The 22,722-nt window shown below is 70.4% G+C and carries 15 protein-coding genes and 1 pseudogene; 6 read left to right on the top strand and 10 right to left on the bottom strand.

The genetic code is table 11. The features are described 5' to 3' along the window. Positions 1–4: 4 nt before the first annotated feature. The 7 genes from FREUN1FDRAFT_RS15935 to FREUN1FDRAFT_RS15905 all read right to left on the bottom strand — a co-directional run bounded on the left by FREUN1FDRAFT_RS15935 (position 5) and on the right by FREUN1FDRAFT_RS15905 (position 10,817). Positions 5–1,519: a DHA2 family efflux MFS transporter permease subunit gene (locus tag FREUN1FDRAFT_RS15935; protein WP_006541128.1), complete on the bottom strand. Its 1,515-nt coding sequence runs from the start codon at positions 1,517–1,519 to the stop codon at positions 5–7. A gap of 250 nt (positions 1,520–1,769) precedes the next feature. Further along, on the bottom strand, positions 1,770–2,591 hold the full coding sequence (locus tag FREUN1FDRAFT_RS15930; RefSeq protein ID WP_006541127.1) for an SDR family oxidoreductase: 822 nt from the start codon (positions 2,589–2,591) through the stop codon (positions 1,770–1,772). Positions 2,592–2,712: 121 nt separating this feature from the next. Further along, entirely contained in the window at positions 2,713–4,482 is a 1,770-nt protein-coding gene (locus FREUN1FDRAFT_RS46360; protein WP_006541126.1) for a bifunctional NAD(P)/FAD-dependent oxidoreductase/class I SAM-dependent methyltransferase, read from the bottom strand. Between the two features lie 181 nt (positions 4,483–4,663). Beyond that, a complete protein-coding gene (gene lysS / locus FREUN1FDRAFT_RS15920) occupies positions 4,664–6,199 on the bottom strand; it encodes a lysine--tRNA ligase (protein ID WP_006541125.1) in 1,536 nt (511 codons plus the stop codon). Positions 6,200–6,359: 160 nt separating this feature from the next. Further along, a complete protein-coding gene (locus FREUN1FDRAFT_RS15915; RefSeq protein ID WP_006541124.1) occupies positions 6,360–8,309 on the bottom strand; it encodes an ABC transporter ATP-binding protein in 1,950 nt (649 codons plus the stop codon). After that, on the bottom strand, positions 8,306–10,042 hold the full coding sequence (locus tag FREUN1FDRAFT_RS15910; RefSeq protein WP_006541123.1) for an ABC transporter ATP-binding protein: 1,737 nt from the start codon (positions 10,040–10,042) through the stop codon (positions 8,306–8,308). The genes FREUN1FDRAFT_RS15915 and FREUN1FDRAFT_RS15910 overlap by 4 nt, the downstream gene beginning before the upstream one ends. 307 nt (positions 10,043–10,349) lie before the next feature. Further along, positions 10,350–10,817, bottom strand: a complete 468-nt coding sequence (locus FREUN1FDRAFT_RS15905) for a hypothetical protein (protein ID WP_006541122.1) — start codon at positions 10,815–10,817, stop codon at positions 10,350–10,352. 463 nt (positions 10,818–11,280) lie between these two features. Between FREUN1FDRAFT_RS15905 and FREUN1FDRAFT_RS45140 the strand changes: the two genes are divergently transcribed. The 3 genes from FREUN1FDRAFT_RS45140 (at position 11,281) to FREUN1FDRAFT_RS15895 (ending at position 14,686) form a co-directional block, all read left to right on the top strand. Then, positions 11,281–11,424: a hypothetical protein gene (locus tag FREUN1FDRAFT_RS45140; protein ID WP_006541121.1), complete on the top strand. Its 144-nt coding sequence runs from the start codon at positions 11,281–11,283 to the stop codon at positions 11,422–11,424. 204 nt (positions 11,425–11,628) lie between these two features. Next, positions 11,629–12,819 (top strand): serine hydrolase, encoded by a 1,191-nt coding sequence (locus FREUN1FDRAFT_RS15900; RefSeq protein WP_006541120.1) that lies wholly within the window; start codon positions 11,629–11,631, stop codon positions 12,817–12,819. Positions 12,820–13,849: 1,030 nt separating this feature from the next. Beyond that, complete coding sequence (locus FREUN1FDRAFT_RS15895) at positions 13,850–14,686, top strand: hypothetical protein (protein ID WP_050795887.1); 837 nt, start codon at positions 13,850–13,852, stop codon at positions 14,684–14,686. A 168-nt stretch (positions 14,687–14,854) separates the two neighbouring features. Here the strand turns inward: FREUN1FDRAFT_RS15895 and FREUN1FDRAFT_RS15890 are convergent, their stop codons facing one another. The 3 genes from FREUN1FDRAFT_RS15890 to FREUN1FDRAFT_RS15880 all read right to left on the bottom strand — a co-directional run bounded on the left by FREUN1FDRAFT_RS15890 (position 14,855) and on the right by FREUN1FDRAFT_RS15880 (position 19,356). Further along, a complete protein-coding gene (locus tag FREUN1FDRAFT_RS15890) occupies positions 14,855–15,382 on the bottom strand; it encodes a methylated-DNA--[protein]-cysteine S-methyltransferase (RefSeq protein WP_006541118.1) in 528 nt (175 codons plus the stop codon). A 38-nt stretch (positions 15,383–15,420) separates the two neighbouring features. Then, the gene (locus FREUN1FDRAFT_RS15885; protein WP_304412148.1) at positions 15,421–17,016 is read right to left on the bottom strand and encodes an AlkA N-terminal domain-containing protein; all 1,596 of its coding nucleotides are present in this window, start codon (positions 17,014–17,016) and stop codon (positions 15,421–15,423) included. 228 nt (positions 17,017–17,244) lie between these two features. Further along, entirely contained in the window at positions 17,245–19,356 is a 2,112-nt protein-coding gene (locus FREUN1FDRAFT_RS15880) for a bifunctional diguanylate cyclase/phosphodiesterase (RefSeq protein ID WP_006541116.1), read from the bottom strand. A 642-nt stretch (positions 19,357–19,998) separates the two neighbouring features. Here FREUN1FDRAFT_RS15880 and FREUN1FDRAFT_RS15875 point away from each other — a divergent pair. The 3 genes and pseudogenes from FREUN1FDRAFT_RS15875 to FREUN1FDRAFT_RS15865 form a co-directional block, all read left to right on the top strand. After that, on the top strand, positions 19,999–20,412 hold the full coding sequence (locus tag FREUN1FDRAFT_RS15875) for a YccF domain-containing protein (protein ID WP_006541115.1): 414 nt from the start codon (positions 19,999–20,001) through the stop codon (positions 20,410–20,412). A 409-nt stretch (positions 20,413–20,821) separates the two neighbouring features. Beyond that, a complete protein-coding gene (locus tag FREUN1FDRAFT_RS15870; RefSeq protein WP_006541114.1) occupies positions 20,822–22,213 on the top strand; it encodes a cystathionine beta-synthase in 1,392 nt (463 codons plus the stop codon). 278 nt (positions 22,214–22,491) lie between these two features. After that, positions 22,492–22,722: pseudogene (locus FREUN1FDRAFT_RS15865) on the top strand (transposase); the annotation flags it as partial.

Here is a 22,722-nt window from a genome sequence, read left to right as displayed (position 1 = left end):
CCGGCTACCCTTCGACGACGGCTGTTGAGGTCTGGCTGGCGCGGCGAGGGAGCACCGTCACGGCCGCGACCAGTGCGCCTGCCATGAGAACCAACGGCACGCCGAGGGTGGTGCGGCAGGCGGCCGCGAAGCCCGCGGCGACGTCGACAGCCGCCTGCGCCGGGCCTGTGCCTGGTACAGCGGTGTCAGATCCACCGCCGGTGTCTCCTCCGGCGAGCACCGCGGCGAGCCCCCGCGAGGCGAGGCCGGAGGCCAGCACGACCGAGGTCGCGGCGGTGCCGATCGACACGCCGACCTGGCTGGTGATGTTCAGCAGCGTGCTCCCCGACGGGGAGTCCCGATCATCGAGGTTACGCAGCGCGGTGGTGATGGTCGGCATGATCGTCGAACCGGCCCCGACACCCGTGACAGACATCGCGAGCATGAGCTGCCAGTACGGAGTGTCGGCGTCGAGCAGAAGCACCGCGGCGAGCAGCCCGGACGCCGCCAGGGTGATACCGAATCCGACGACCCGCGCCGGTTGCAGCCGATCGACGAGCCGGCTTGCCACCTGCAGCGAAAGTCCGGTGGCCAGAGCCTGCGGTATCCCGAGCATGCCCGTCTCCGCCGGGCTGAGCCCCCGTGCGACCTGCCAGTACAACGGCAGGACGAGCATCGATCCGAAGTAGGCCGACGAGAACAGCACCAGTGTGACCGCGCCGGAGGCGACCGCCCGCCGCCCCAGCAACGTGATCCGGACCAGCGGAGCCGGTGTCTTCAGGGCACGGACCACAAATCCGGCCACCATCGTGATGCCGACCAGGGCGGGCACGATCACGGAGCTGGACGCGACCGTTCCCAGCCGGCCGCTCTCGGCCAGCCCGAAGACGAACAGGGCCAGGCCGGGCGCGACCAGGGCGAGACCGGCGACATCAAGTCGTGGGCCGGTCGCACGATCACCGACAGCACCACTGGCCGCCGCGGCGGCACCACCCGCCGAGCCGGTGAAGGGGCGCAGCGCCCGCGCGGCAAGCAGCAGCGCGGCCAGGCCCACGGGCAGGTTCACCAGGAAGATCCATCGCCAGGAGATTTCGACCAGCCAACCGCCGACGGTCGGCCCCAGCACCGGCCCGACGAGCACCGGGAGCCCCAGCAGGCCCATCGCACGCCCCCGCCGCTCAGGGGGCGTCGCCCGCAACACGATCATCATCCCGACCGGTTGCACCAGGCCGCCGCCGACGCCCTGGAGCACCCGGAAGGCGATGAGCGATCCGATGTCCCACGCCAGCCCGCACAGCGCCGATCCCAGCACGAAGCCGCCGAGCGCACCGACGTACACGCGGCGGACCCCGAACCGGCCAACCAGCCAGGCGCTTGTCGGCACTGTCATCGCGAGAGCCAGCGTGTAGCCGGTCGAGACCCACTGGATCACCGGCAGCGAGACCTCCAGGTCCCGAGCCAGCGTCCGGATGGCCACGTTGATGATCGTGATGTCCAGGACGACGAGCAGACCGCCGAGGATCAGCGCGGCGAAGACCATCCGGGGCCGGATCCCGGCCGTTCCCGCGGACGAGGCACCACCCGCTCCGTCTCCCGATGTGTCCGGAGATGAAGCGGACCCGTCGTCCGCGCTCGGCGGCCTGGCTGGCAGCACGGCCACAGCTGTCTCCTCCCGCGAGGCCAGCGGGGAGGCCCCGGCCGGCACGTCAGTCGGGCCAGCCTCCTTCCTCAACCGAGGTTCAGGTCAAGCCGCCCTGATCAGCCCGCCGGCAGCTCAGCCCACCGGCAGCTCAGCCCACCGGCAGCAGCGGCCGGATGGCGGCGACGGTGCCGCCGTCGACCAGCAGGTCGGTGCCGCTGACGAAACTGGCGTCCTGGCCGAGCAGGAAGGCCGCGGCGGCGGCGATGTCGTCCGGGGTGCCGAGACGCTTCGCCGCGGACATCGACACCATCGTCCGCATCTGCTCCCCCGACTCCCCTGCCAGCTCCTCCTGGCCCATGGGGGTGGAGATGACCCCCGGGCTGATCGAGTTGATCCGTGCGCCGCGGTCCCCCCAGGGCCCGGCCGCGGCCTGCACCCGCACGATGTTGGCCCGCTTCGACTTGGAGTAGGCAGCACCCGGCGAGCCGAGGACGTCGGGTTCGAAGAAGGGCAGGGCGAGCAGCTCGTCCGTGGGTGTCACGGCGACGATCCGCTCCTCCTCCGGTGTGAGGCCGCCCATGTGGCCGGCCATGCTCGCGATGACGACTCCGGCACCGCCGGGGGCGACGACCCGGGCGAACTCGTCGAGCACCAGCGCGACGCCGAGCAGGTCGACCCGCAGGATCGCCTCGGTCGACGCCTGCGTCGGGGAGAGTCCGGCGGTGTGCGCGATCTGGGTCACCCGCCCGAGCCCGGCGGCGGTGTCGGCGAGCGCGGCCACCGAGTCACGGCTGGAGACGTCGACGACCTGGGTGACGACGTCCTGCCCTTCACCCAGCAGCACGTCGGCCACGCTGAGCGCGCCCTCGCTGACATCGGCCAGCAGGATCTTGCGGCCGTTGCCGATCCGGCGGGCGATCGCCCGCCCCATCCCGCCGACGCCGATGACGACAACGATGTCCCTGTCCACCTGACGACCTCCGTCTTGCCGCTCCCAGAACGGTGGGGACTATACGGCTGCGCCCCGTACGGTGCGGGGCTGGACGCCCGGCGCCGAACGACGGCCAGTCCGCGTGCGGAAGCCCCGCAGGTCAGGGGCCCGCCACCGGCAGCGGACGGGCCGTCGAACCAGCGCGGCGGGCCCGCAGGACGACGTCGTAGGCGTCGATCTCCCGCCCGTCCGGGGCGGTGAGGCGCCGTGGCCGGCGCTCCGCGACCTCGACGGCCCAGCCCGCGCCCAGCGAGGCGACGACATCGGCGGCGGTCCAGCCCGTCTCCGCCACCCCCGGTCGAGATGTCGGGATACCGAGGTCGTTCAGGTCGTGACCGACGACCAGCAGCGTTCCGCCGGGCGCGACGGCGGCCGCGAGGTGGGCGAACAGCGCCGGGCGGCGGGCCGGTGGCAGATGCAGGTAGTGCGCGGTGACCAGGTCGAACGTCCCCGGCGCTTCGCGCTCCGACAGGTCGATGTGCAGCCAGGTGATGTCATGCCCGAGCTCCTCGGCCGTCGCGGCCGCGCGGCTCAGCGCGAGGGTCGACAGGTCGGCGCCGGTCACCCTCCAGCCACGGGTGGCCAGCCAGAACGCGTCCCCGCCCTCCCCGGATCCGGCATCGAGCGCGGTGCCCGCGGGCAGCTCGGCGACCTCGGTGATCAGCACCGGATTCGGCCGACCGCTCCAGATCTTCGGCCGGGCCCGGTACCGCTCGTCCCAGGCCTCCTCGCTGAACTCGCTCTCCCAGTCGTGATCACTGTGCCCGTGCCCGTGCCCGTGGCCGTGCCCGTGGCCACGGTCGTGGTCGTGGTCGTGGTCGTGGCCACGGTCGTGGTCGTGGCGGTGCTCGTGGCCGGAACCGTTCGCCTGGCCGTCGCCGTGGCGGAGCCCCTGTCGGCGGGCGACCACCGCGCTGGCCGTGTCCTGCTCGATCAGATCGGCGTTCACGGCGGCCGCGGTGTTGAGGCCGGCCGCGGCGGCCACCAGAACCGGCGCCCGCAGGTCCGTGACGTTGCCCGTGACCCACACACCGGGCACCGCTGTCCTGCCGGTCGGGTCCGCCTCGATGTGGCTGCCCACCACGTGCTCACCCATCCGCAGGTCGACGGTCCCCAGACCCAGACCGGCAGCCAGGTCCGCCCGCGCGTTCATCCGCGCCTGCACGGCTACCGCCTGGCACGGTATGAGACGTCCGGACAGCAGCCGGACGCCCGCCAGCCGGTCGTCGACCACCTCCAGCGCCCCGACCTCGCCGTCCACGACGGTCACGCCGCTGACCGAGAGCCGTTCGGCGTCCTCGGCGCCGAGGGCGGGTGCGGTGTGGGTGAACAGCAGGATGTCCCGGCTCCACTGGCGCCACAGCAGGGCCTGGTGCACGGCCAGCGGACCGGTCGCCAGAATCCCGATCGTCTGGTCGCGGATCTCCCAGCCATGGCAGTACGGGCAGTGCACGACATCGCGCCCCCACCGCTGCGCCACCCCGGGCACCGGCGGCAGCTCGTCAACCAGGCCGGTGGCCAGGATCAGACGCCGGGCCCGAACGGCCCGCCGGTCGGACAGCACCACCCGGAAGCCGGGCTCGCCGCCTTCGCCGCCTTCGCCGCCCTCACCCAGCCGTTCAGCGGAGACCACAGGCGAGGTCACCACCTCGCCGCCGTAGCCGATGACCTCCCCGCGGCCGATGGCCAGCAACTCCCCCGGTGGCGTGCCTTCCCTGGCCAGGTAGGTGTGGACCTGTGTCGCGGGGGCGTTTCGCGGATCACCCGCGTCGACCACGAGCACCGCCCGGCGCGCCCGCGCGAGGGTGAGCCCCGCGCTCAGACCAGCCGGGCCCCCGCCCACGATCACCACGTCGTACGTCGCGTCCATCCCGCTCGCTCCTCGGATCCCTCGATGAGGGCGGTGCCAGCCAGGGACGACAACCGCCTGCCGGCGACCCTGCGCGAACGTCCACGGAGCTGACAAAAATCTTTGCCGAATCAGCAAACGAACGGGGTGGTGAGGTCGGTTGAGGACCGCGGGGGCCGGGCGCCCACCGGCGAGGCCGCGCCTAGACCGGATCCGCCGCCTCGACGGCAGCATCCACGGTGTCAGCCGAGCCAGCGGTGTCAGCCGAGCCAGCGGAGTCATCCCCGTCAGCGGAGTCATCCGCGCCGGCCGCGGTCGGATCCGTCCGGCCTCGGCGCGAGTCACGCATCAGTGGGAAGAGGACCACCTCTCGCAACGTCGGGGCGTCGGTGAGAAGAGCGATGAGCCGGTCGATGCCGATGCCGAGCCCCGACATCGGCGGCATGCCGTACTCCATCGCCTCGATGAAGTCCTCTTCGAGCATCATCGTCTCGTCGTCGCCGGCCGCGCGCAGCTCGGCCTGCTCCTCCAGCCGGCGGCGCTGCTCGACCGGGTCGACCAGCTCCGAGTAGGCCTTCACCAGCTCCCAGCCGTTGACCACCACCTGAAACATGTCCAGCTGGGACGGATCGGAGTCGCTGCGCCGGGCCAGCGGGACCAGCTCCGCCGGGTGGTGCAGCAGGAAACACGGCTGGATCAGATGCGGGCGGACGGTCTTCTTGTAGAGCAGGTCGACGAGCCCCGCGTAGGAGGCCGCATCGTCGACCTCGAGGCCGAGCTCGGCGATCCGCGCGCGCAGCGTCGGCAGATCACGAACGACCGTCAGGTCGATGCCGCTGTGCCGGGCGACCTCGGCGCGGTAGTCCAGCTCCGGCCATTCGGCGCCGAAGTCGAGCTTCACCCCGCCGTATGTGACCGTCCGGGACCCGAAGACGTCGTCGAGAACGGCGAGGATCATCTCCCGCACGAAACGCATGTTGTCGCGGTAGTCCCAGTAGGCCGCGTACCACTCGAGCATCGTGAACTCCTGCAGGTGCGAGGGGTCCATGCCCTCGTTGCGGAAGTTCCGGCCGAGCTCGTACACACGGTCCAGCGAACCGACGACGACCCGCTTGAGGAACGTCTCCGGCGAGATGCGCAGGTAGAAGTCCTCGCCCAGGGCGTTGTGATGCGTGATGAACGGCCGGGCGGCGGCTCCGGAGGCGGCCTCCTGCAGCATCGGCGTCTCGACCTCGAGAAAGTCGTTGTCGTCGAGGAAGCGACGGATGCGGGAGATGGTCCGGGCCCGGATGCGGAACCGTTCCCGGGAGTCGTTGTTCACCAGCAGGTCGAGGTAGCGGCGCCGTAGCCGGGCTTCGACGTTCGACAGGCCCAGCCACTTGTCCGGCAGAGCGCGCACCGTTCGGTTCAGCACGACGAGTTCGGACGCGCCGACCGTCCGCTCGCCGCGGCGGGTGGTGTAAAGCTTCCCGGTGACGCCGACGAAATCGCCGATCTTGACGGCGCGGGCCCATTCCTGGAAGGTGTCGACGCCCAGTTCGTCACGCGAGAGCGAGACCTGGACACGCCCGGCACGGTCCTGAATGTGCCCGAAGACCAGGCCGCCCATCCGCCGCCACAGCACGACACGGCCGGCGAGGCGAACGACCTCGCCGTCCTCGGCGGCGCCGGCGGCGGCGGTCACCGAGTCGGTGCGATACCCGGAACGGGGACCGGCTGTGAACTCGTCCGTCGCCATGCACAACACCCTTTTGCGAGAGGTTCCGAGAGGTTCGCTGCCCGGGGGAACCCGGACGTCGTCACGGCCCGACGCCTCCGCGGGAGCGCCGACGGCCCGCACCCACAAGCCTACTGGCCGCCTCCTCCCTGCCCGTGTTCCGTGTCCGCGGCGGCTGGAATCACCCGGCCTCCGCGACGGCCTGCGCGAACTGGGCCTGGTAGAGCCGGGCGTACGCCCCTTCCGCCGCCAGCAGGCTGGCGTGGTCGCCCTGCTCGACGATCGCACCGTTCTCCATGACGAGGATCGTGTCGGCGTCACGAATGGTGGACAGCCGGTGGGCGATGACGAAGGCGGTGCGCCCGTGACGCAGCCGGGACATGGCCCGCTGGATGAGGACCTCCGTCCGGGTGTCGACCGAGCTGGTCGCCTCGTCCAGGACGAGGATCAGCGGCTCGGCGAGGAAGGCGCGGGCGATGGTGATGAGCTGCTTCTCGCCGCCGCTGACGCCGACGCCCTCGTCGTCGAGCACGGTGTCGTAGCCGTCGGGCAGCGTGCGCACGAACCGGTCGACGTGCGCGGCACGCGCCGCCTCGACGACCTGCTCGTGGGTGGCGCCCTCGGCGCCGTAGGCGATGTTCTCCGCGATCGTCCCGCCGAACAGCCAGGTGTCCTGCAGGACCATGCCGATGGAGGAGCGCAGGTCGGCCCGGGACATCCCCGCGATGTCGGCGCCGTCCAGCGTGATCCGCCCGCCGGTGACCTCGTAGAACCGCATCAGCAGGTTTATGAGGGTGGTCTTGCCGGCGCCGGTCGGGCCGACGATGGCGACGGTGTGGCCCGGTTCCGCGACGAGCGACAGGTCGTCGATCAGCGGGTTGTCCGGCTCGTAGCGGAAGGAGACGTGCTCGAACGCGACCCGGCCGCGGGTCTGCTCCGGTATGGCGGGCACCAGCGGGTCGGGCTCCTGCTCGGCGGCGTCGAGCAGGTCGAAGACGCGCTCCGCCGAGGCGACCCCGGACTGCGCCATGTTCGCCATGCTGGCCAGCTGCGTCAGCGGCTGGCTGAACTGCCGCGAGTACTGGATGAACGCCTGGACGTCACCGATGGACAGTGACCCGGAGGCCACCCGAAGGCCACCGACCACCGCCACCAGCACGTAGTTCAGGTTGCCGATGAACATCATCGCCGGCTGCATGAGGCCGGAGATGGACTGGGCCCGCCAGCTCGCCTCGTAGAGCCGCTCGTTGTGCTCGCGGAAGATCTCGGCGGCCTCGTCCTGCCGCCCGAACGCCCGAACCAGCATGTGCCCGGTGTACATCTCCTCGATGTGACCGTTGAGCTGCCCGGTCGTCTTCCACTGCTTCACGAACTGCGGCTGGGCGAGCTTGCCGACCCGTGCGGTCACGAAGATCGACACCGGTACGGTGACGACCGCGATCAGCGCGAGCAGCGGGGAGATCCAGATCATCATCGCGAGCACGCCGATGATGGTCAGCACCGAGGCGAGGATCTGGGAGAAGCTCTGCTGCAGGGTCTGGCCCAGGTTGTCGATGTCGTTGGTGACCCGGCTGAGCACCTCGCCGCGCTGGCTGCGGTCGAAGTACCGCAGCGGCAGCCGCGTGATCTTCACCTGCACCTCGGCCCGCAGGTCGCTCAGCATCCGCTGCAGGGCCATGTTCACCATGCGGGCCTGCGCGACGGCGCAGGCCGTGGCGACCAGGTAGACGATCAGCACGGCCAGCAGCACCAGCCCGATCGCCGCGAAGTCCATTCCCTTCCCGGGGGTCACATCGACGGAGGCGAGCAGGTCGGCCTGGGTACCGTGCCCCTCGGCCCGCAGCCGTGCGATCGCCTCGGCCTTCGTCGTGCCCGCGGGCAGCCGCGAGCTGAGCAGGCCGGCGAACACCAGATCGGTGGCGTGCCCGAGCAGCCGCGGCCCGGTGACGGTGAGGCCGACGCTGATCACGGCGAGGATGACCGCGGGCACCAGCAGGCCCCGCTGGCGGCTCAGCAGCCCGAACAGCCGCCTGGTCGAGGCGGCGAAGTCGCCGGCCTTCTCTCCGCCGCCGCCCATGAAACGGGCGGGGCCGACCATCGGGCGGGGGCCACCCGCCGGTGGACGCGTCATGCCGCCGCTTCCTCCTCGGTCAGCTGTGAGAAGACGATCTCCTGGTAGGTCGGGTTCTCGGCCAGGAGCTCATGATGGGTCCCGGTACCGACAATCTCACCGTCCTCCAGAACGATGATCTGGTCGGCGTCCCGGATGGTCGCCACCCGCTGGGCGACGATCAGTTTCGTGGCGTCGGCGGTCTCCCGGGCCAGCGCGGCACGCAGCCGGGCGTCGGTGGCGTAGTCCAGCGCCGAGAACGAGTCGTCGAACAGGTAGATCTCCGGGCGCCGGACCAGCGCCCGGGCGATCGCGAGGCGCTGGCGCTGGCCGCCGGAGACGTTGGTGCCGCCCTGGGCGACCCGGGTCGCAAGCCCGTCCGGCATCGCGGTGACGAACTCCCGGGCCTGGGCGATGTCGAGTGCCCACCACAGGTCGTCGTCGGTGGCCTCCGGGTTGCCGTAACGCAGGTTCGACGCGATCGTGCCGGTGAACAGGTAGGGCTTCTGCGGGACGAGCCCGACCACCCGGGCCAGCAGCGCCGGGTCGAGCTCGCGGACATCCACACCGTCGATCAGGACGGCTCCCTCGGAGACGTCCGACAGCCTGGGGACGAGGCCGATCAGGGTGGACTTGCCGCTGCCGGTGCTGCCGATGATCGCCACGGTCTGCCCCGGGCGAGCCGTGATGTTGACTCCGCGCAGCACCGGCTCCTCGGCGCCCGGGTAGCGGAAGCCGACGCCCCGCAGTTCCAGCTCACCATGCCCGGCCAGCTCCCGCACGGGCTGCACGGGCGGGGCGAGCGTGGACTCCGTGTCCAGGACTTCCTGGATGCGCTCCGCGCACACCTCGGCCCGCGGGAGCATCGCGAACATGAAGGTCGCCATCATCACCGCCATCAGGATCTGCATCAGATAGCTGAGGAACGCGGTCAGTGCGCCGACCTCCATGCCGCCGCTGGCGATGCGGTGCGCGCCGAACCAGATCACCGCGATGCTGGAGATGTTCACCACCGCCATGACCAGCGGGAACATCAGCGCCATGAGGCGCCCGATGCGCAGCGAGACGTCCGTGAGCTCGGTGTTGGCGGTGGCGAAACGCTGCTTCTCGTGCCCGTCCCGCACGAAGGCCCGGATCACCCGCAGACCGGTGATCTGCTCGCGCAGGATCCGGTTCACCTCGTCGAGGCGGTCCTGCATACGGCGGCCGAGCGGCGCCATACGCCGGACGATCAGGACGACCGTCGCCGTCAGCATCGGCACGATCACGACAAGGAGCAGCGAGAGCTTGGCGTCCTGGTGCACGGCCAGCGCGATCCCGCCCAGGCACATGATCGGCGCTGAGATCATCATGGTGAACGCCATCAGCACGACCATCTGGACCTGCTGGACGTCGTTCGTCGCCCGGGTGATGAGCGACGGCGCCCCGAACCGCCCGACCTCGCGCGCCGAGAAGGACTGGACCCGGGCGAACACGGAGGCACGAAGATCGCGGCCGATGCCCATGGCGGTGCGCGCGCCGAACAGGACCGCGGCGGCCGAGCAGGCGGCCTGCACCAGCGTCACCCCGAGCATCAGCCCGCCGAGGCGGAAGATGTAGCCGGTATCGCCCGGGACGACCCCGTTGTCGATGATGTCCGCGTTCAGCGTCGGCAGGTAGAGCATGGCCAGCGTGGCCGTGAACTGCAGCGCCACCAGCAGGGACACCAACCGTCGGTAGGGGGCGAGATGACTCCGCAGAAGTCTGACAAGCATGTGATCTCCGTCGGCGAATAGTCCCGGTCGGCGGCCACCGCAGCCAACTGGAACTGTACGACCGGTACGCGCAGGTCGATCGGATCCGTGAGTTCGACCGATACGGAGAGTACGACCGTTTTCGCGGCCACGGCGACGTGGCGACCTCAACCGGCCGGAGTCGGCCCGCTCGGCGGACCCGGCCGACGGCTGGCGGCCGGCAGGTTCCGGACGGATCAGGAAATGAGTCGGCCCCGGCCCGAGCAGCCCCGCCTCCGGCAACGGGAGGCGTCGGCTGCCCGGGACCGGGGCCGATCAGATCGCGACGTCAGCGACGCTCGAGGAACCAGGAGACTCCAAGAGCCACTGCCAGGACCACACCGACGATCAGCAGACCGCCGAACGTGTAGAAGCCCACCGTCTTCACCAACGCGACGAAGATCGGTAGCGCGGCCGCAAGCAGGAAGATCCCGCGGCTGCGTACCGGAGTGTTGAGAAGGGTGGTGATCTTGCGCGGCCAGCTCTCCCGCGCCACGTTGAGATCATCAATCATGATCGGAATCGCCCTGATGGTGGACCAGGTCAGCGCGACGAACGCGATCGCCAGGCCCCACCCGTACAGGAAGCCGAGACCCCGCCCGAACGCGTCGAACGACGAACCTGCTCCGACCACCGTGATCGCCAGCGGGATGTACCAACCGGTCGTGCGGTCCTGCCGGGCCTGCCCGGCGAACCGGCGGGCCTGCGCGAAGCGCTCTCCCTGCCAAGCGCCGTCACCTGGGTTCATGTTGACCATCGACCTTTCCTCCTTCGACGGCCCCCAGTCCGTCCTGACCCGCTGAACTCCCCACAGCCCGCGACGCCCGGACATCGCGGGCCGTGCACCCCCGGTTGCAGGTGCGCACCTTCGCATCGTCCATCAGAACCGGCCGCCATCGCGGCCGGATCCGCCACCTTGGGAGGAACCCGCAAGTACCTGACCTGATTGCCCGAATTCCACCAACCTGGACACACCCATTATCACGGATACCCACCCGCAGCCGACCTGCATCCGCCGATCATCACAATCCAGGATGGCCCGGCGGCCACCCAGGTGACATCCGCTTCCAGCGACGGCCACCCAGGGGACATCCACACGAAGTGCTCGAAATGGCACCCTCCGTGGCTGCTATGGAACCTGGCAGCGCGGCGCGGCGCGCTCACACCGCGGAGCCGGTAGGAAATACCGGATCGGGGCTGGCATGAGAGAGGCGTCGCCCATGAAGCGCTCCGTCCGCAACCTACGCAGAACCGTTCTGGCGATCCTCGCCGCCGGATCACTCGCGCTGCTCACCACCGCGGCCGGCTGCCAGCCGGGAGAGCCCTGCCCGTATCCGCCCGGCAAGCACCGGAGCCACTGCTGATCCGACGCGACACCGCTCCGTCGCGTCCGTCGCGTCGGTCGCACCGGTCGGCGGCGTCCGCCTGACGCCTCCGACCGCGCGACGAACCCATCACATCGGCCGGAATCCGGACCCGCGATCCGGATTCCGGGTTTTCACTCCGCATCGGGACGTATACGGTCGCACCCCGCGATCCGTAGCTTTCGGCCCGAGCGAGGTTCAGCGATGCGACGTCCTTTCCGCCCTGCCATCGGTATTGCGACGGCCGCGTGCGTGGCGGTCCTGGCTGCGAGCTGTACCAGTGACGGGTCATCCGACGGTCGCACAGCCACCGACCCGGGTACGTCGACGGCGGCCGCGGCCCCGCCGACGACGCGGGTCGCCGTTCCCGGCGATACCTGGGAGACGGTGGATCCGGCCGAGGTCGGTCTCGACCCGGCAAAGCTCAACGAGATCGCCGGCACCGCGGAGCGGGGCAAGTCAACCTGTTTACTGGTATCCCGAAACGGGAAAATCGCCGGCGAATGGTACTTCCGGGGCAGCACGCCGAGCACTGCCAGCGCGGTGTATTCCGTGACCAAATCGCTCACCTCCACACTGGTCGGCATCGCCCAGGACGACGGTGACCTGCGGCTGGACGACGCCGCCGCCACCTGGATCCCCCAGTGGAAGGGCACGGAGTCCGAAGCCGTGACCATCCGTGACCTGGTCAGCAACGACTCGGGCCGGCAGTGGAGCCTGAAGATCGACTACGAGGACCTGATCCGAGCCCCGGACAAGACCGCGTTCGCCGTGGCGCTGCCGCAGGAGAAGGAGCCCGGGCAGGTCTGGGCCTACAACAACTCGGCCGTCCAGACGCTCGAGGAGGTGCTGCGCACAGCCACCGGTGAGGAGGTGACCGACTTCGCCCGTGAGCGGCTCTTCGAGCCGCTCGGCATGGACGACAGCCGGATGACGACCGACACGGCCGGCAACACCCTGACCTTCATGGGGCTGCAGTCGACCTGCCGTGACATCGCCCGGCTGGGATATCTGATGTTGGCGCATGGAAGCTGGAACGGCGATCAGATTGTCTCCGGCGACTGGGTCGACGCGGCCACCGGGACCTCTTCGACAGAGATGAACGCAGCCTACGGATATCTTTGGTGGCTCAATCGCGAAGGTGTTCTCGCCCAGCCGCTCGCGGCTTCCGACATTTCCGCCGCAGCCGATACGACAAAGAAGAACGGGCGTCTCGTGCCGGGCGCCCCTGCGGACATGTTCTGGGCAATCGGGCTCGGAAACCAGATCCTGCAGATCGATCCCGGGTCGGGAACAGTCGTGGTGCGCCTGGGGACTCCCGAGGCCCGACCAGTACCGCCGACATTCGGCACCGCGGAAGCGGCCCGGGTCGTGACCGAAGCACTTGTCGGCTGATCCTTCTCCATCGTCGACTCGGACCAGCGGCGTCCTCGGTCGTACCGTGAGATGAAAAAGATCACTCATTCGATCAGGGTGGATCAGCCGCGCCAAGGAACGCCGCTCCCCGAGCAGGGAGCGGAGTTCCAGGATCGACACAATCACGATGCGGAGCACGAGAACGTTCTTCGGCCGTGGTTCGGCGGCACCCACGGCACAGCGAACCGACGAACCCACGACAAACCCACCGGGACTGCGACACCGCCGACACGACCTGGGCCCTCACCCTGGACCGGCCAGCACCGGCCGGTCCAGCATCGGCACCGCCGCCACCACGACGCCCGTCGTCAGCACGGCACCGTCTCGATCCGACCAGCTGCGACAGTTGCGCCGACGCCGATCATCGAGCGCTCCGGTTGCGCCGGCCTTCCGCGACACAGGCACCCGCCGCGACCGACCCGAAGTTTTCTCGGTCAGCTGGTTGTGCGAACTTGCCGCGCATCTCGCCACCCAGTTTCCTCGTCCCCCAGAGCCCACCGGCAACAGGCCGCCGCTCGGAAAAGGGGTAAAGGAGATGCGGGAGCGCTTACACGGCGACGCGACCAGGAGTCGCACTTCACGCCGCGCGAACGAGGCCGACCCGGCACCAGCTAACCGGCCCCGCGGACCGCACAAGGGACCACGCTTCACCAGGCATGATCGTTCGCTGTACAACGAAACCGCGCAGATTCAGCGCGCGTCCGCATCAGGCGCACCTGAGCCGTATCATGCGCAACAATCAGAGTGGGTCGCCGGGGAACGTGCCCGTCCCACCGCCCCACCGCCCGATGCGCCGAGAGCACGCGGGCGAACGAAGCAGAGAGAGGATCCGCGCAGTGCCGCGAACTCGCCCGCCGGCCGACATGCCGCCCCTCGCCCGGACGGGGTGTGGGTGACTCTCGCGGGGGCCCGCCCCAAAGGGCCGCGCGCAGACCTCAAGGACGGGCCGCAGAAAGTACTTCTGACGCGCTTAAATGAACTGAACAACCCCTATCGCGTCAGTTACGAAATGGTTGCGCGCGAGCTCTGGGCCGACACGGATCCCTCGAAGATCCAGAGGTCGCGGACCAGGGACCTGAGCCGCCAGTTCCGCGGCGAGAAGGCGATCGAGTGGCAGGTCGTCGAGATCTACGTCCACCTGCTGTTCCCCGACCCCGGCCCCGGCACGGAGCGTTCTGAGCTTCTGGAGCACCTGCGCCTGCTCCATGCCGAGGCGTTCGGCCAGACCGTCGCGCCCGACGGCCAACCCGCGCCGGAGGCCGACGAGCCCGTGATCGACGCAGCGTACGTCGCGGAGCTCTCACGGCAGCTCGACGAGGCCCGCACCCGAGCGGCCTTCGCGACCGCGCTGCTGGTCATCGTCCAGGCGGAGAACACCGCTCTGAGGGGCCGCGGTCGGTCCTTCGACTGGTTCGGCACCACGGCGCGAGCCGATCAGCCCGCGCCGCCCAACCGCACGCGACGGCGAGCGACAGCTTCGGGCTCGGGCTCGGGCTCGGGCGGCAGAGTCCAGACCGATCCGATCCCAGCCGCCGGCTCCGACGCCAGCTCGATCGACCCGGTCACCGCGCCCATCGCCCGCAGGCAGGCCTACCGGGCCGCGCAACGCCGCCGCTCCGGCTCACCCGCTGGGTCCGGCGAGGCACTGCCGCCCGGGCACCGAGCGGCCTCGGCGAACCCGGTGGTACCGACGCCGTCCACGAGCTACTCACTCGCGGCGCTGACCCGCTACCGGCCGGCACCCGCGTCGCCTCGGCGCCTGCCCGGCACCGAGGTCCCGCCCGACGATCTGGGGCCTGACATCCTGGTCGGGCGGGAGAAGCGGCGCCGCGGTCGGCCACGATGAGGCGCTGACACCGCCTGGTCGGCCGGGGGTGAGGGTGCGCGTCGACGCCGGCCGGCCCGCGGACCGCCGATCCGGCGGCCGTCCCGGGCCATCCGGCACAGCCTCGGGCCGCCCGATGGGCTGCCGGACAGCCCAAGGCCGCCGGCGGCAGCGGCTGGGCTCGCTGGGCTAGAGGAGCGAGATCCCTGCGGACCGCTGCTCCAGGGCCAGCAGATGGCGCTTGCGTTCCAGGCCACCGCCGTACCCGGTCAGGCTGCCGTTCGAGCCGATCACCCGGTGGCAGGGCACGATGATGCTGATCGGATTCCTGCCGTTGGCGAGCCCGACAGCGCGGGACGCCCGCGGCTGGCCGATCCTGCGGGCGAGCTCCCCGTACGAGATGGTCTGGGCGTACGGGATGTCGCGCAGTGCCGACCACACCTCCCGTTGGAACTCCGTGCCGGCTGGGCGCAGCGGCAGGTCGAAGATCGTCCGTCGGCCGGCGAAGTACTCGGCGAGCTGATCGGTCGCCGCTGCGAAGGCGGAGTCGTCCCGGTCGCCGAACCATGCGGGGTCGGGCACGTGACGCCCGCCGTCCATGAAGAGGCCGACGATGGCGCCATCCCGGCCCACCAGGGTGATCGGACCGATCGGACTGTCCACAACGGTATGGGTACGCCCGGCGGCGTCCGGTAGCGCAGCCCGGGCCGGAGACATCACCTGAAGTGGATGCTCTGGTACTTGCGCGTCACGGATCACGAATGGTCCCCTTCCCTCGGCGGCATCATGTTGATCGGATGGTTCAGCGCTGCCCACAGGTACTGGACGGCGTACGCTCGCCAGGGGCGCCAGGCCGCGGCTCGCCGCAGCAGCGCGGCCGGGGTGGCCGGCAGGCCGATCCGTTCCGCCCCGCGCCTTACGCCCAGGTCTTCGAGCACAAATGCGTCCGGGTCACCGAGCGCGCGCATGGCGATGGTCTCAATCGTCCAGGGGCCGATGCCGGGCAGGCCCGCCAGGGCCGATCGGGTCCGTGACCAGTCGCCGCCCTCGTCGAGCTCGGCCTCCCCGGACACAAGCGCCGCGACCAGAGCTGTGAAGGCCCGCCGGCGCCCCGCCGGCACCGCCGGAGCCGGCCCGTCCGCCAGGTCGGCGACCGTCGGCCACAGGTGGGTGAGCCCGCCATCCGGATCATGGATCGGCTGCCCGGCTGCCCGGACGAGGCGCCCCGCGTGGGTGCGCGCCGCGGCGACCGACACCTGCTGCCCGAGGACCGCGCGCAGCGCGAGTTCGGCCGGATCGACGGTCCGGGGAATCCGCCGGCCCGGGGCCCGCGCGACGAGCGGGGCCAGGTGCGGGTCGGTGCACAGGTGCGCGTCGACCGCCGTCGGATCGGCGTCCAGGTCGAGCAGGCGGCGACAGCGTGCGATGACGAAACCGAGATCCCGCATGTCGCTGAGCGCGAGCCGGCAGGCGATGTGGTCGGGCAGCGGGCGCAACGCGACGATGGCGTGCCCGTGCGGGGTCCGCAGCGTCCGCCGGTAGGCTCCGTCCCGCCATTCCTCGACGCCGGGTACCGCGGTTGCGACAAGATGCCCGAACAGGCTGTCCGGGTGCAACGGAGCTCGGAACGGCAGCCTGACCGTGATCGTCGCAATGAGGTCCGAACCACCGGCCGAACCATCGGCCGACGCCGCGGACACAGCCCGAGCAGGCTGAGCCCGAGCGGACACAGCCCGAGCGGGCACAGCCGGGCCCGACAGCGCCCGCCGCCGCAGATCGCCCGGAGCGAGGGCGAAGATCTCGCGCACCGTGCCGTTGAAGGCGCGGATGCTGCGGAACCCGGCGGCCGTCGCGACGTCCCCCATGCTCATGGTCGTGGTCTCCAGCAGCAGCCGGGCGGTCTGTGCACGCTGGGCGCGGGCGAGGGCGAGCGGCCCGGCACCGAGCTCGGCCAGCAGCTGCCGCTCGAGCTGGCGGGGGCTGTACCCGAGCCGGGCGGCGAGCCCCGGCACACCGGCCCGGTCGACGACACCGTCGGCGATCAGCCGCATGGCCCGGGCGACCACGTCGGCGCGGTGGTTCCAGGCAGGCGAGCCGGGGCTCGCGTCGGGCCGGCACCGCTTGCAGGCGCGGAAGCCGGCGCGCTGGGCTGAGGCCGCCGTCGGGTGGAAACGCATGTTCTCGACCCGCGGCGCTCTCGCCGGGCAGCTGGGCCGGCAGTAGATGCCGGTGGAGGTGACCGCGACGAAGAACCACCCGTCGAAGCGGGCGTCGCGGGACCGCACGGCACGCGCGCAGAGCTCGGGATCACGATGCGGCGCGGCCGAGTCGCGACCGCCCAGGCTCCACACCGTGGCCGCGGCGGCGTTCGGCAGCTCGCCGGCGCCAGCCGGCTCGCCGGGCTTTCCGGTGTGGGCCAGTTGTTCGGTGTGGGCCAGTTTTCCGGTGTGGGCCAGCTCGCCGGGTTCTCCGGTGTCAGGCAGCTCGTCGGTGGCGGGCACCTGTCCAGGATTCGCGTGCGGGACCGGCCAGGTCCAGCGAGAATCCGACATCACGCCGGATCGGCGACGCCCCCGCTGTCAGCTCGCGGCGCAGGCGCGCGGCAGCGTCGTCGCGGCGAACTCGCCCGCCGACACCGGCTCGCCGAACAGGTGGCCCTGGCCGAGATCCGCGCCGAACGCACGCAGCGCGGCCGCCTGTTCGGAGGTCTCGATGCCTTCGGCGGTCACCGAAAGCCTGAGCTTGCGCGCGAACTCCACGATCGCCTCGACGAGGTGGTCGTCCCGGCTGGGTTCGGTGCCCTTGCCGAGCTTCGCGACGAACAGGCCGGCGAGCTTCAGGCCACGCACCGGCATCGTCGAAAGGTAGGCGAAGTTCGACCAGCCGGTGCCGAAGTCGTCGATGACTATGCGGACACCGAGCGCGTTCAGCTCATGCAGTGCGCCGACCTGCCTGCCTCCGGAATCCATCAGGACGCTCTCCGTCAGCTCCAGCTGGAGGCGCTGCGCGGGGAGCCCGGTCCGGGCCAGGATGCGCTCGACCACCTTGACCAGGCCCGGTTCCCGCAGCTGGCGGCCGGAGAGGTTCACGCTGACGAACATGTGCGCGGGCCAGTCTCGCGCGACCTCACAGGCGCGTTCGAGCACCCACTGCCCGAGCTCGACGATGAAGCCGGAGTCCTCCGCCAGGTCGATGAACTCCCCCGGGCGGGTGGGGCCGAGGTGCGGGTGGTCCCATCGCAGCAGTGCCTCGGCGCCAGCCATCGTGGCATCGCGAAGGTCGACGATCGGCTGGTAGGCCAGGGAGAACTCGCCCCTGGCCAGGCCCGGGCTCATCGAGCGGGACAGCAGGCCCCGGGTGGCCTCCCGGGTTCCCCGGTCCGGGTCGAAGGCCGTCCACTGGTTCTTTCCACCGCGCTTCGCCCAGGTCAGGGAGGCGTCGGCCGCGGCGACCAGGTCACCGGGACGGGTGTCGGCGACGGCCATCTCAACGACACCGATGCTGCAGGTAATCGGAAGATCACGTTCATCCACGCGGATGGGGTCGCGCAGCGCGGCCAGGCACCGGCGGGCGATTGCGGTGATCTCGTCGAGCCCGGCGCTGTCGGGCACGAGAATGACGAACTCGTCTCCGCCCATCCGCGCCACGGTGGGCACCGACCCGGGCGCGGCGACGACTCGGTCCAGGCGGCGGGCGACCTCGACCAGGAGCTGGTCACCCGCTTCGTACCCGAAACCCTCGTTGATCATTTTGAACCGGTCGATGTCGAGGAAGCAAAGGCCGATCCGGGCCGAGGGCCCGGCCTCCCGGAACGCGGTCTCCAGCCGGTCGAGGAACGCCGCCCGGTTCGCCAGCCCCGTCAGCGGGTCGTGCCGGGCGTGAAAACGGACCTCTTCCTGCAGGCGGTGGCGCTCGGTGATGTCCTCGAGCGTCGCGACGCCGAACCACCCGCCCGCGCCGGCTCCGGCCTGCGTTGTCGACAGGGTCATCACAACCCACATCGGCGTCCCGTCCGGCCGGAGAATGCGGCATTCCCCCCGGGAACGGCCGTGCCGAGCCTCCTGCCACAGCCGGGCGACTATTTCCCGATCCGCCGGATGGACGATCTCGTGCAGCGGCCATGACACCGGCGGGCGATGCGTGGACAGGCCGAGAATGTCCAGGGCGACGTCACTCGCCTCGAGTATCCGGCCGGCGCGGTCGACTACGAGCACACCCAGCGCGGCGCCGTTCACGATGGCGTTGAGCCTGCTCTGGGAAATGCGGCGTTCCCGTTCGGCACGCACCAGGGCCCCACGGTCGGCGCGGCGCAGCGCGGCCTGACCGTCCCGGGCGCGCTCACGCAGCGACTCCGTGTGGCCCCGGACGAGCTCACCGAGCAGGTCCATGATCCGCTCGTTCGGCAGGCTCCGCGCCGGTGACCCGTACGGTTGGGCCAGGTGGCGCCCCAGCAGGGCCACCGTGCGCCCCAGGGCCTCGCCGGACGCCACCTGGCCGTACGCAAGCCTGGCGCCGACGTCATAGCCGACCTCGGGCTGGCAGGAATCGCCGCGCACCGCCCGGAGCAGCTCGGCAGCGAGGCCCGCGAGCCAGGCTCGGGCGTCCGCGACGGCGAGCGGCAGGAGATCGACCGCGGTGATCTCGGCGAACCATCGGTCCGCCAGGTCCGCCGTCTCGGTCTCGATCGTCACCGGATACCTCAGTCCCGCCCGTGGAGTACCGCTTCCGCGTCGCCACTCATTCACTGAAACCGTGCACTCACATCGCGTTATCATTTGGGCAAAACAGTCCATTCCGCCAACGCCGCAAACCGTACTCCAGTCTGCGCGGCCTGGGCGGGCGGCAGCCCATACGCGCCAGCGCCACGATTGCCAGGCCGCCATCGTTTGACGACCCAGGAACGGGGCATCCAGCCACCGCGACCACGCCCGAAAGCACCATGAGGCCGGCACCACCACGCTTTGCCTGTGAGGAGTGCCACCCCACCCGACACTCGAGACCCCGGACGGCCCACCGGAAAGGCATGAAGGAGACGGAAAGAGCGGCCCCGCGGCTACTGCCGGGCGGTCGCCGTGGCCAATCATAGCGGCACCCAACCCTGGTGACCGTGGTAATGCGTAACTGGTGACCGAAGCCCCGTCCGGGCAGGTCCGTCCGGGGAAGGATGTCCGGGCCGGTCGGAGCCACCGAAACTGGTTCACCATCAACACCGGACTTCCCGGCGGCCCCGCCGCAATCCAGCGACAGCGCCGACATCCGGGCACTGACGCCCGCGGCGCCGGTCAACTCCCACGGGTTCCCGCAGCGGGCGGAGCAGAGAGGCGGCGATAGGGGTGCGAATCCTACTCAACGTGATCTGGCTGGTGCTGTGCGGAGTCTGGCTGGCGATCGGCTACACGCTCGCAGCCTTGATCTGCTTCATCCTCATCATCACGATTCCGTTCGGCATCGCCTCGCTGCGAATGGCCAACTACGCACTGTGGCCGTTCGGGCGTCGAGTTGTCGACAAGCCGACAGCTGGAAACGCCTCACTGATCGGCAACATCCTGTGGATCCTGTTTGCCGGCTGGTGGCTGGCGCTCGGCCATCTGACAACCGGGGTCGCACTCTGCCTGACGATCATTGGCATACCGTTGGGTTTGGCCAACTTCAAGCTCATCCCGATATCGCTGCTTCCCCTCGGAAAGGACATCGTCCGCATCGAGGACGGCGACCAGGACCATTACGGCGCGTCCTTCAGCCGGTAACAGCGCGCTACCAGCCGCGGCTGATCCGCCCGACCCGGTTCCCCTGCGCCATAGATTTACCCAAATCCCGCGAAGTTCCACTTCCTGCGCACAATCCCCCTTGGGTTCCATCTTCGCGCTGCGCCATGTAAAACCAGGGGGCAGCCGCGCTGTTGGCGGCGGCCGAGAACCCGACGGAGCCGGCAAGTATGACGGCCGGCGTGGAAGCCGTACGCACCTAAGCCGTACGCACCCAGCCATGCCCGGCACCGGCCTACCGGTGTCTCCGGCGAGTTCCCGTGTCGGCCGGCGTCCGGGCGGCGAATCGGGGAGGCCACCGGTAGCGTCGTCCGTGTCACCTTCGGTGACGATCGGTCATCCGAACGATCGCCCGAACGGTCGGCGCGGATCCTCGGTGAGGGGGCGGGCCATGGACGTGTACGACGACATCACCGATCTGGTCGGTGGCACGCCGCTGGTGCGGCTGACCCCGACGATCGCCGAGACCACTACCCCCGTGCTCGGCAAGCTGGAGTACCTCAACCCGGGCGGCTCCGTGAAGGACCGCATCGCCCTGTCCATGGTCGCCGCCGCCGAGCGGGAGGGCCGGCTCCGCCCCGGCGGGACGATCGTCGAGCCGACCAGCGGCAACACCGGCGTCGGCCTCGCGATGCTCGCGGCGCGGCGCGGCTACCGGTGCGTCTTCACGATGCCCGACAAGATCAGCGAGGAGAAGCGGGCCGTTCTGCGGGCCTACGGCGCCGAGGTGATCGTCTGCCCGACGGCCGTCACGCCCGAGGATCCCCGCTCCTACTACTCCGTCGCGCGCCGGCTCGAGCGGGAGACGCCCGGGGCCTGGAGCCCCGACCAGTACTCCAACCCGCAGAACCCGGCGGCGCATGAGGCCACCACCGGTCCAGAGATCTGGCGTGCCACCGACGGCCGGGTCACCCATTTCGTGGCCGGCATCGGCACCGGTGGCACGATCAGCGGAATCGGCCGCTACCTCAAGCGGGTCAGCGGCGGCACCGTCCAGGTGATCGGCGCCGATCCGGAGGGTTCGGTCTACTCCGGCGGCAGCGGCCGGCCGTACCTCGTCGAAGGCGTCGGTGAGGACATCTGGCCCACGACGTACGACAAGTCCGTGGTCGACCGGGTGGAGGCGGTGAGCGACCGCGACTCCTTCCTGATGACCAGGGAGCTCGCTCGCCGGGCTGGAATCCTCGTCGGTGGTTCCTGCGGGCTGGCGGTCATCGCGGCGATCCGGGTCGCCCGCGAGCTCGACGCCGCCGCGACCGCGGACGGCTGTGTGGTGGTGCTGCTGCCCGACTCCGGCCGCGGGTATCTCTCCAAGATTTTCAACGACGAGTGGATGTACGACAACGGCTTCCTCGACCCGCCCTCGAACGAGCCGACCGTCGCCGCCGTTCTCTCCCACAAGAACGCCCAGACCTCCGCTCCGCCCAACCTCGTCCATGTCCATCCCGACGAGACGGTCGGCGCCGCCATCTCCTACCTGCGCGAGTTCGGGGTCTCGCAGATGCCGGTGGTGCGCCACGAACCCCCGGTCCGGGCCGCGGAGGTGGCCGGGGCCGTGGTGGAGCGCGACCTGCTTGAGGCCGTCTTCGCCGATCGCGCGGCCGTCGACGCCCTCGTCGTCGACCACATGTCCGCGCCGCTGCCGACCGTCGGCGTCGGCGAGCCGCTCTCGGTGCTCGTGTCGGCCCTCGGCGAGGACCCGGCGGCACTCGTCCTCGACGAAGGCAATCCCAGCGGGATCCTCACCCGGGCCGACCTGCTGGGCTTTCTCGCCGTCCGGTAGTGGCGCACCTCAGTAGCCCCTTTTCAGCAGCCCCGTTACCTTCTGGATGGCCCCGCAACGGGGCTCCCGGCCTCCGGACCTGGCATGACTTGAGCCCCTCGTCGGTCATGATCGAAAAAGTGGTGTCACCAAGTTCCGGAGGCATCGGCAGACCGCTGATCAGGGGCATGACCGTCGAACTCATCGTGAGCGAGACAGGCTCTTCGTAACGTGGATGCCGGCACGCTGATGCCGCAGGTGAGGCCGGGAAAGTAGACAGCGCTCGCGGGAGACAGCACGTGATCGATACCGGTGGCATCGACGTCTACCTGGGCCTGGACGTGGGCAAGGGCGAACACCATGCCACCGCTCTCACCCCAGCCGGGAAGAAGGCGTTCGACAAGCGGCTACCCAACAACGAACCGAAACTGCGGGAGGTATTCACCCGGCTGCAAGCCAAGCACGGCACCGTGCTCGGTCGTCGTCGACCAACCTGCCTCCATCGGCGCCCTGCCGCTGGCCGTCGCCCG

It is taken from the genome of Parafrankia sp. EUN1f (assembly GCF_000177675.1).
GTDB lineage: Bacteria > Actinomycetota > Actinomycetes > Frankiales > Frankiaceae > Parafrankia.
Note: the sequence above shows the minus strand (reverse complement) of the source record. Positions and strands in the feature narration are given on the sequence as shown.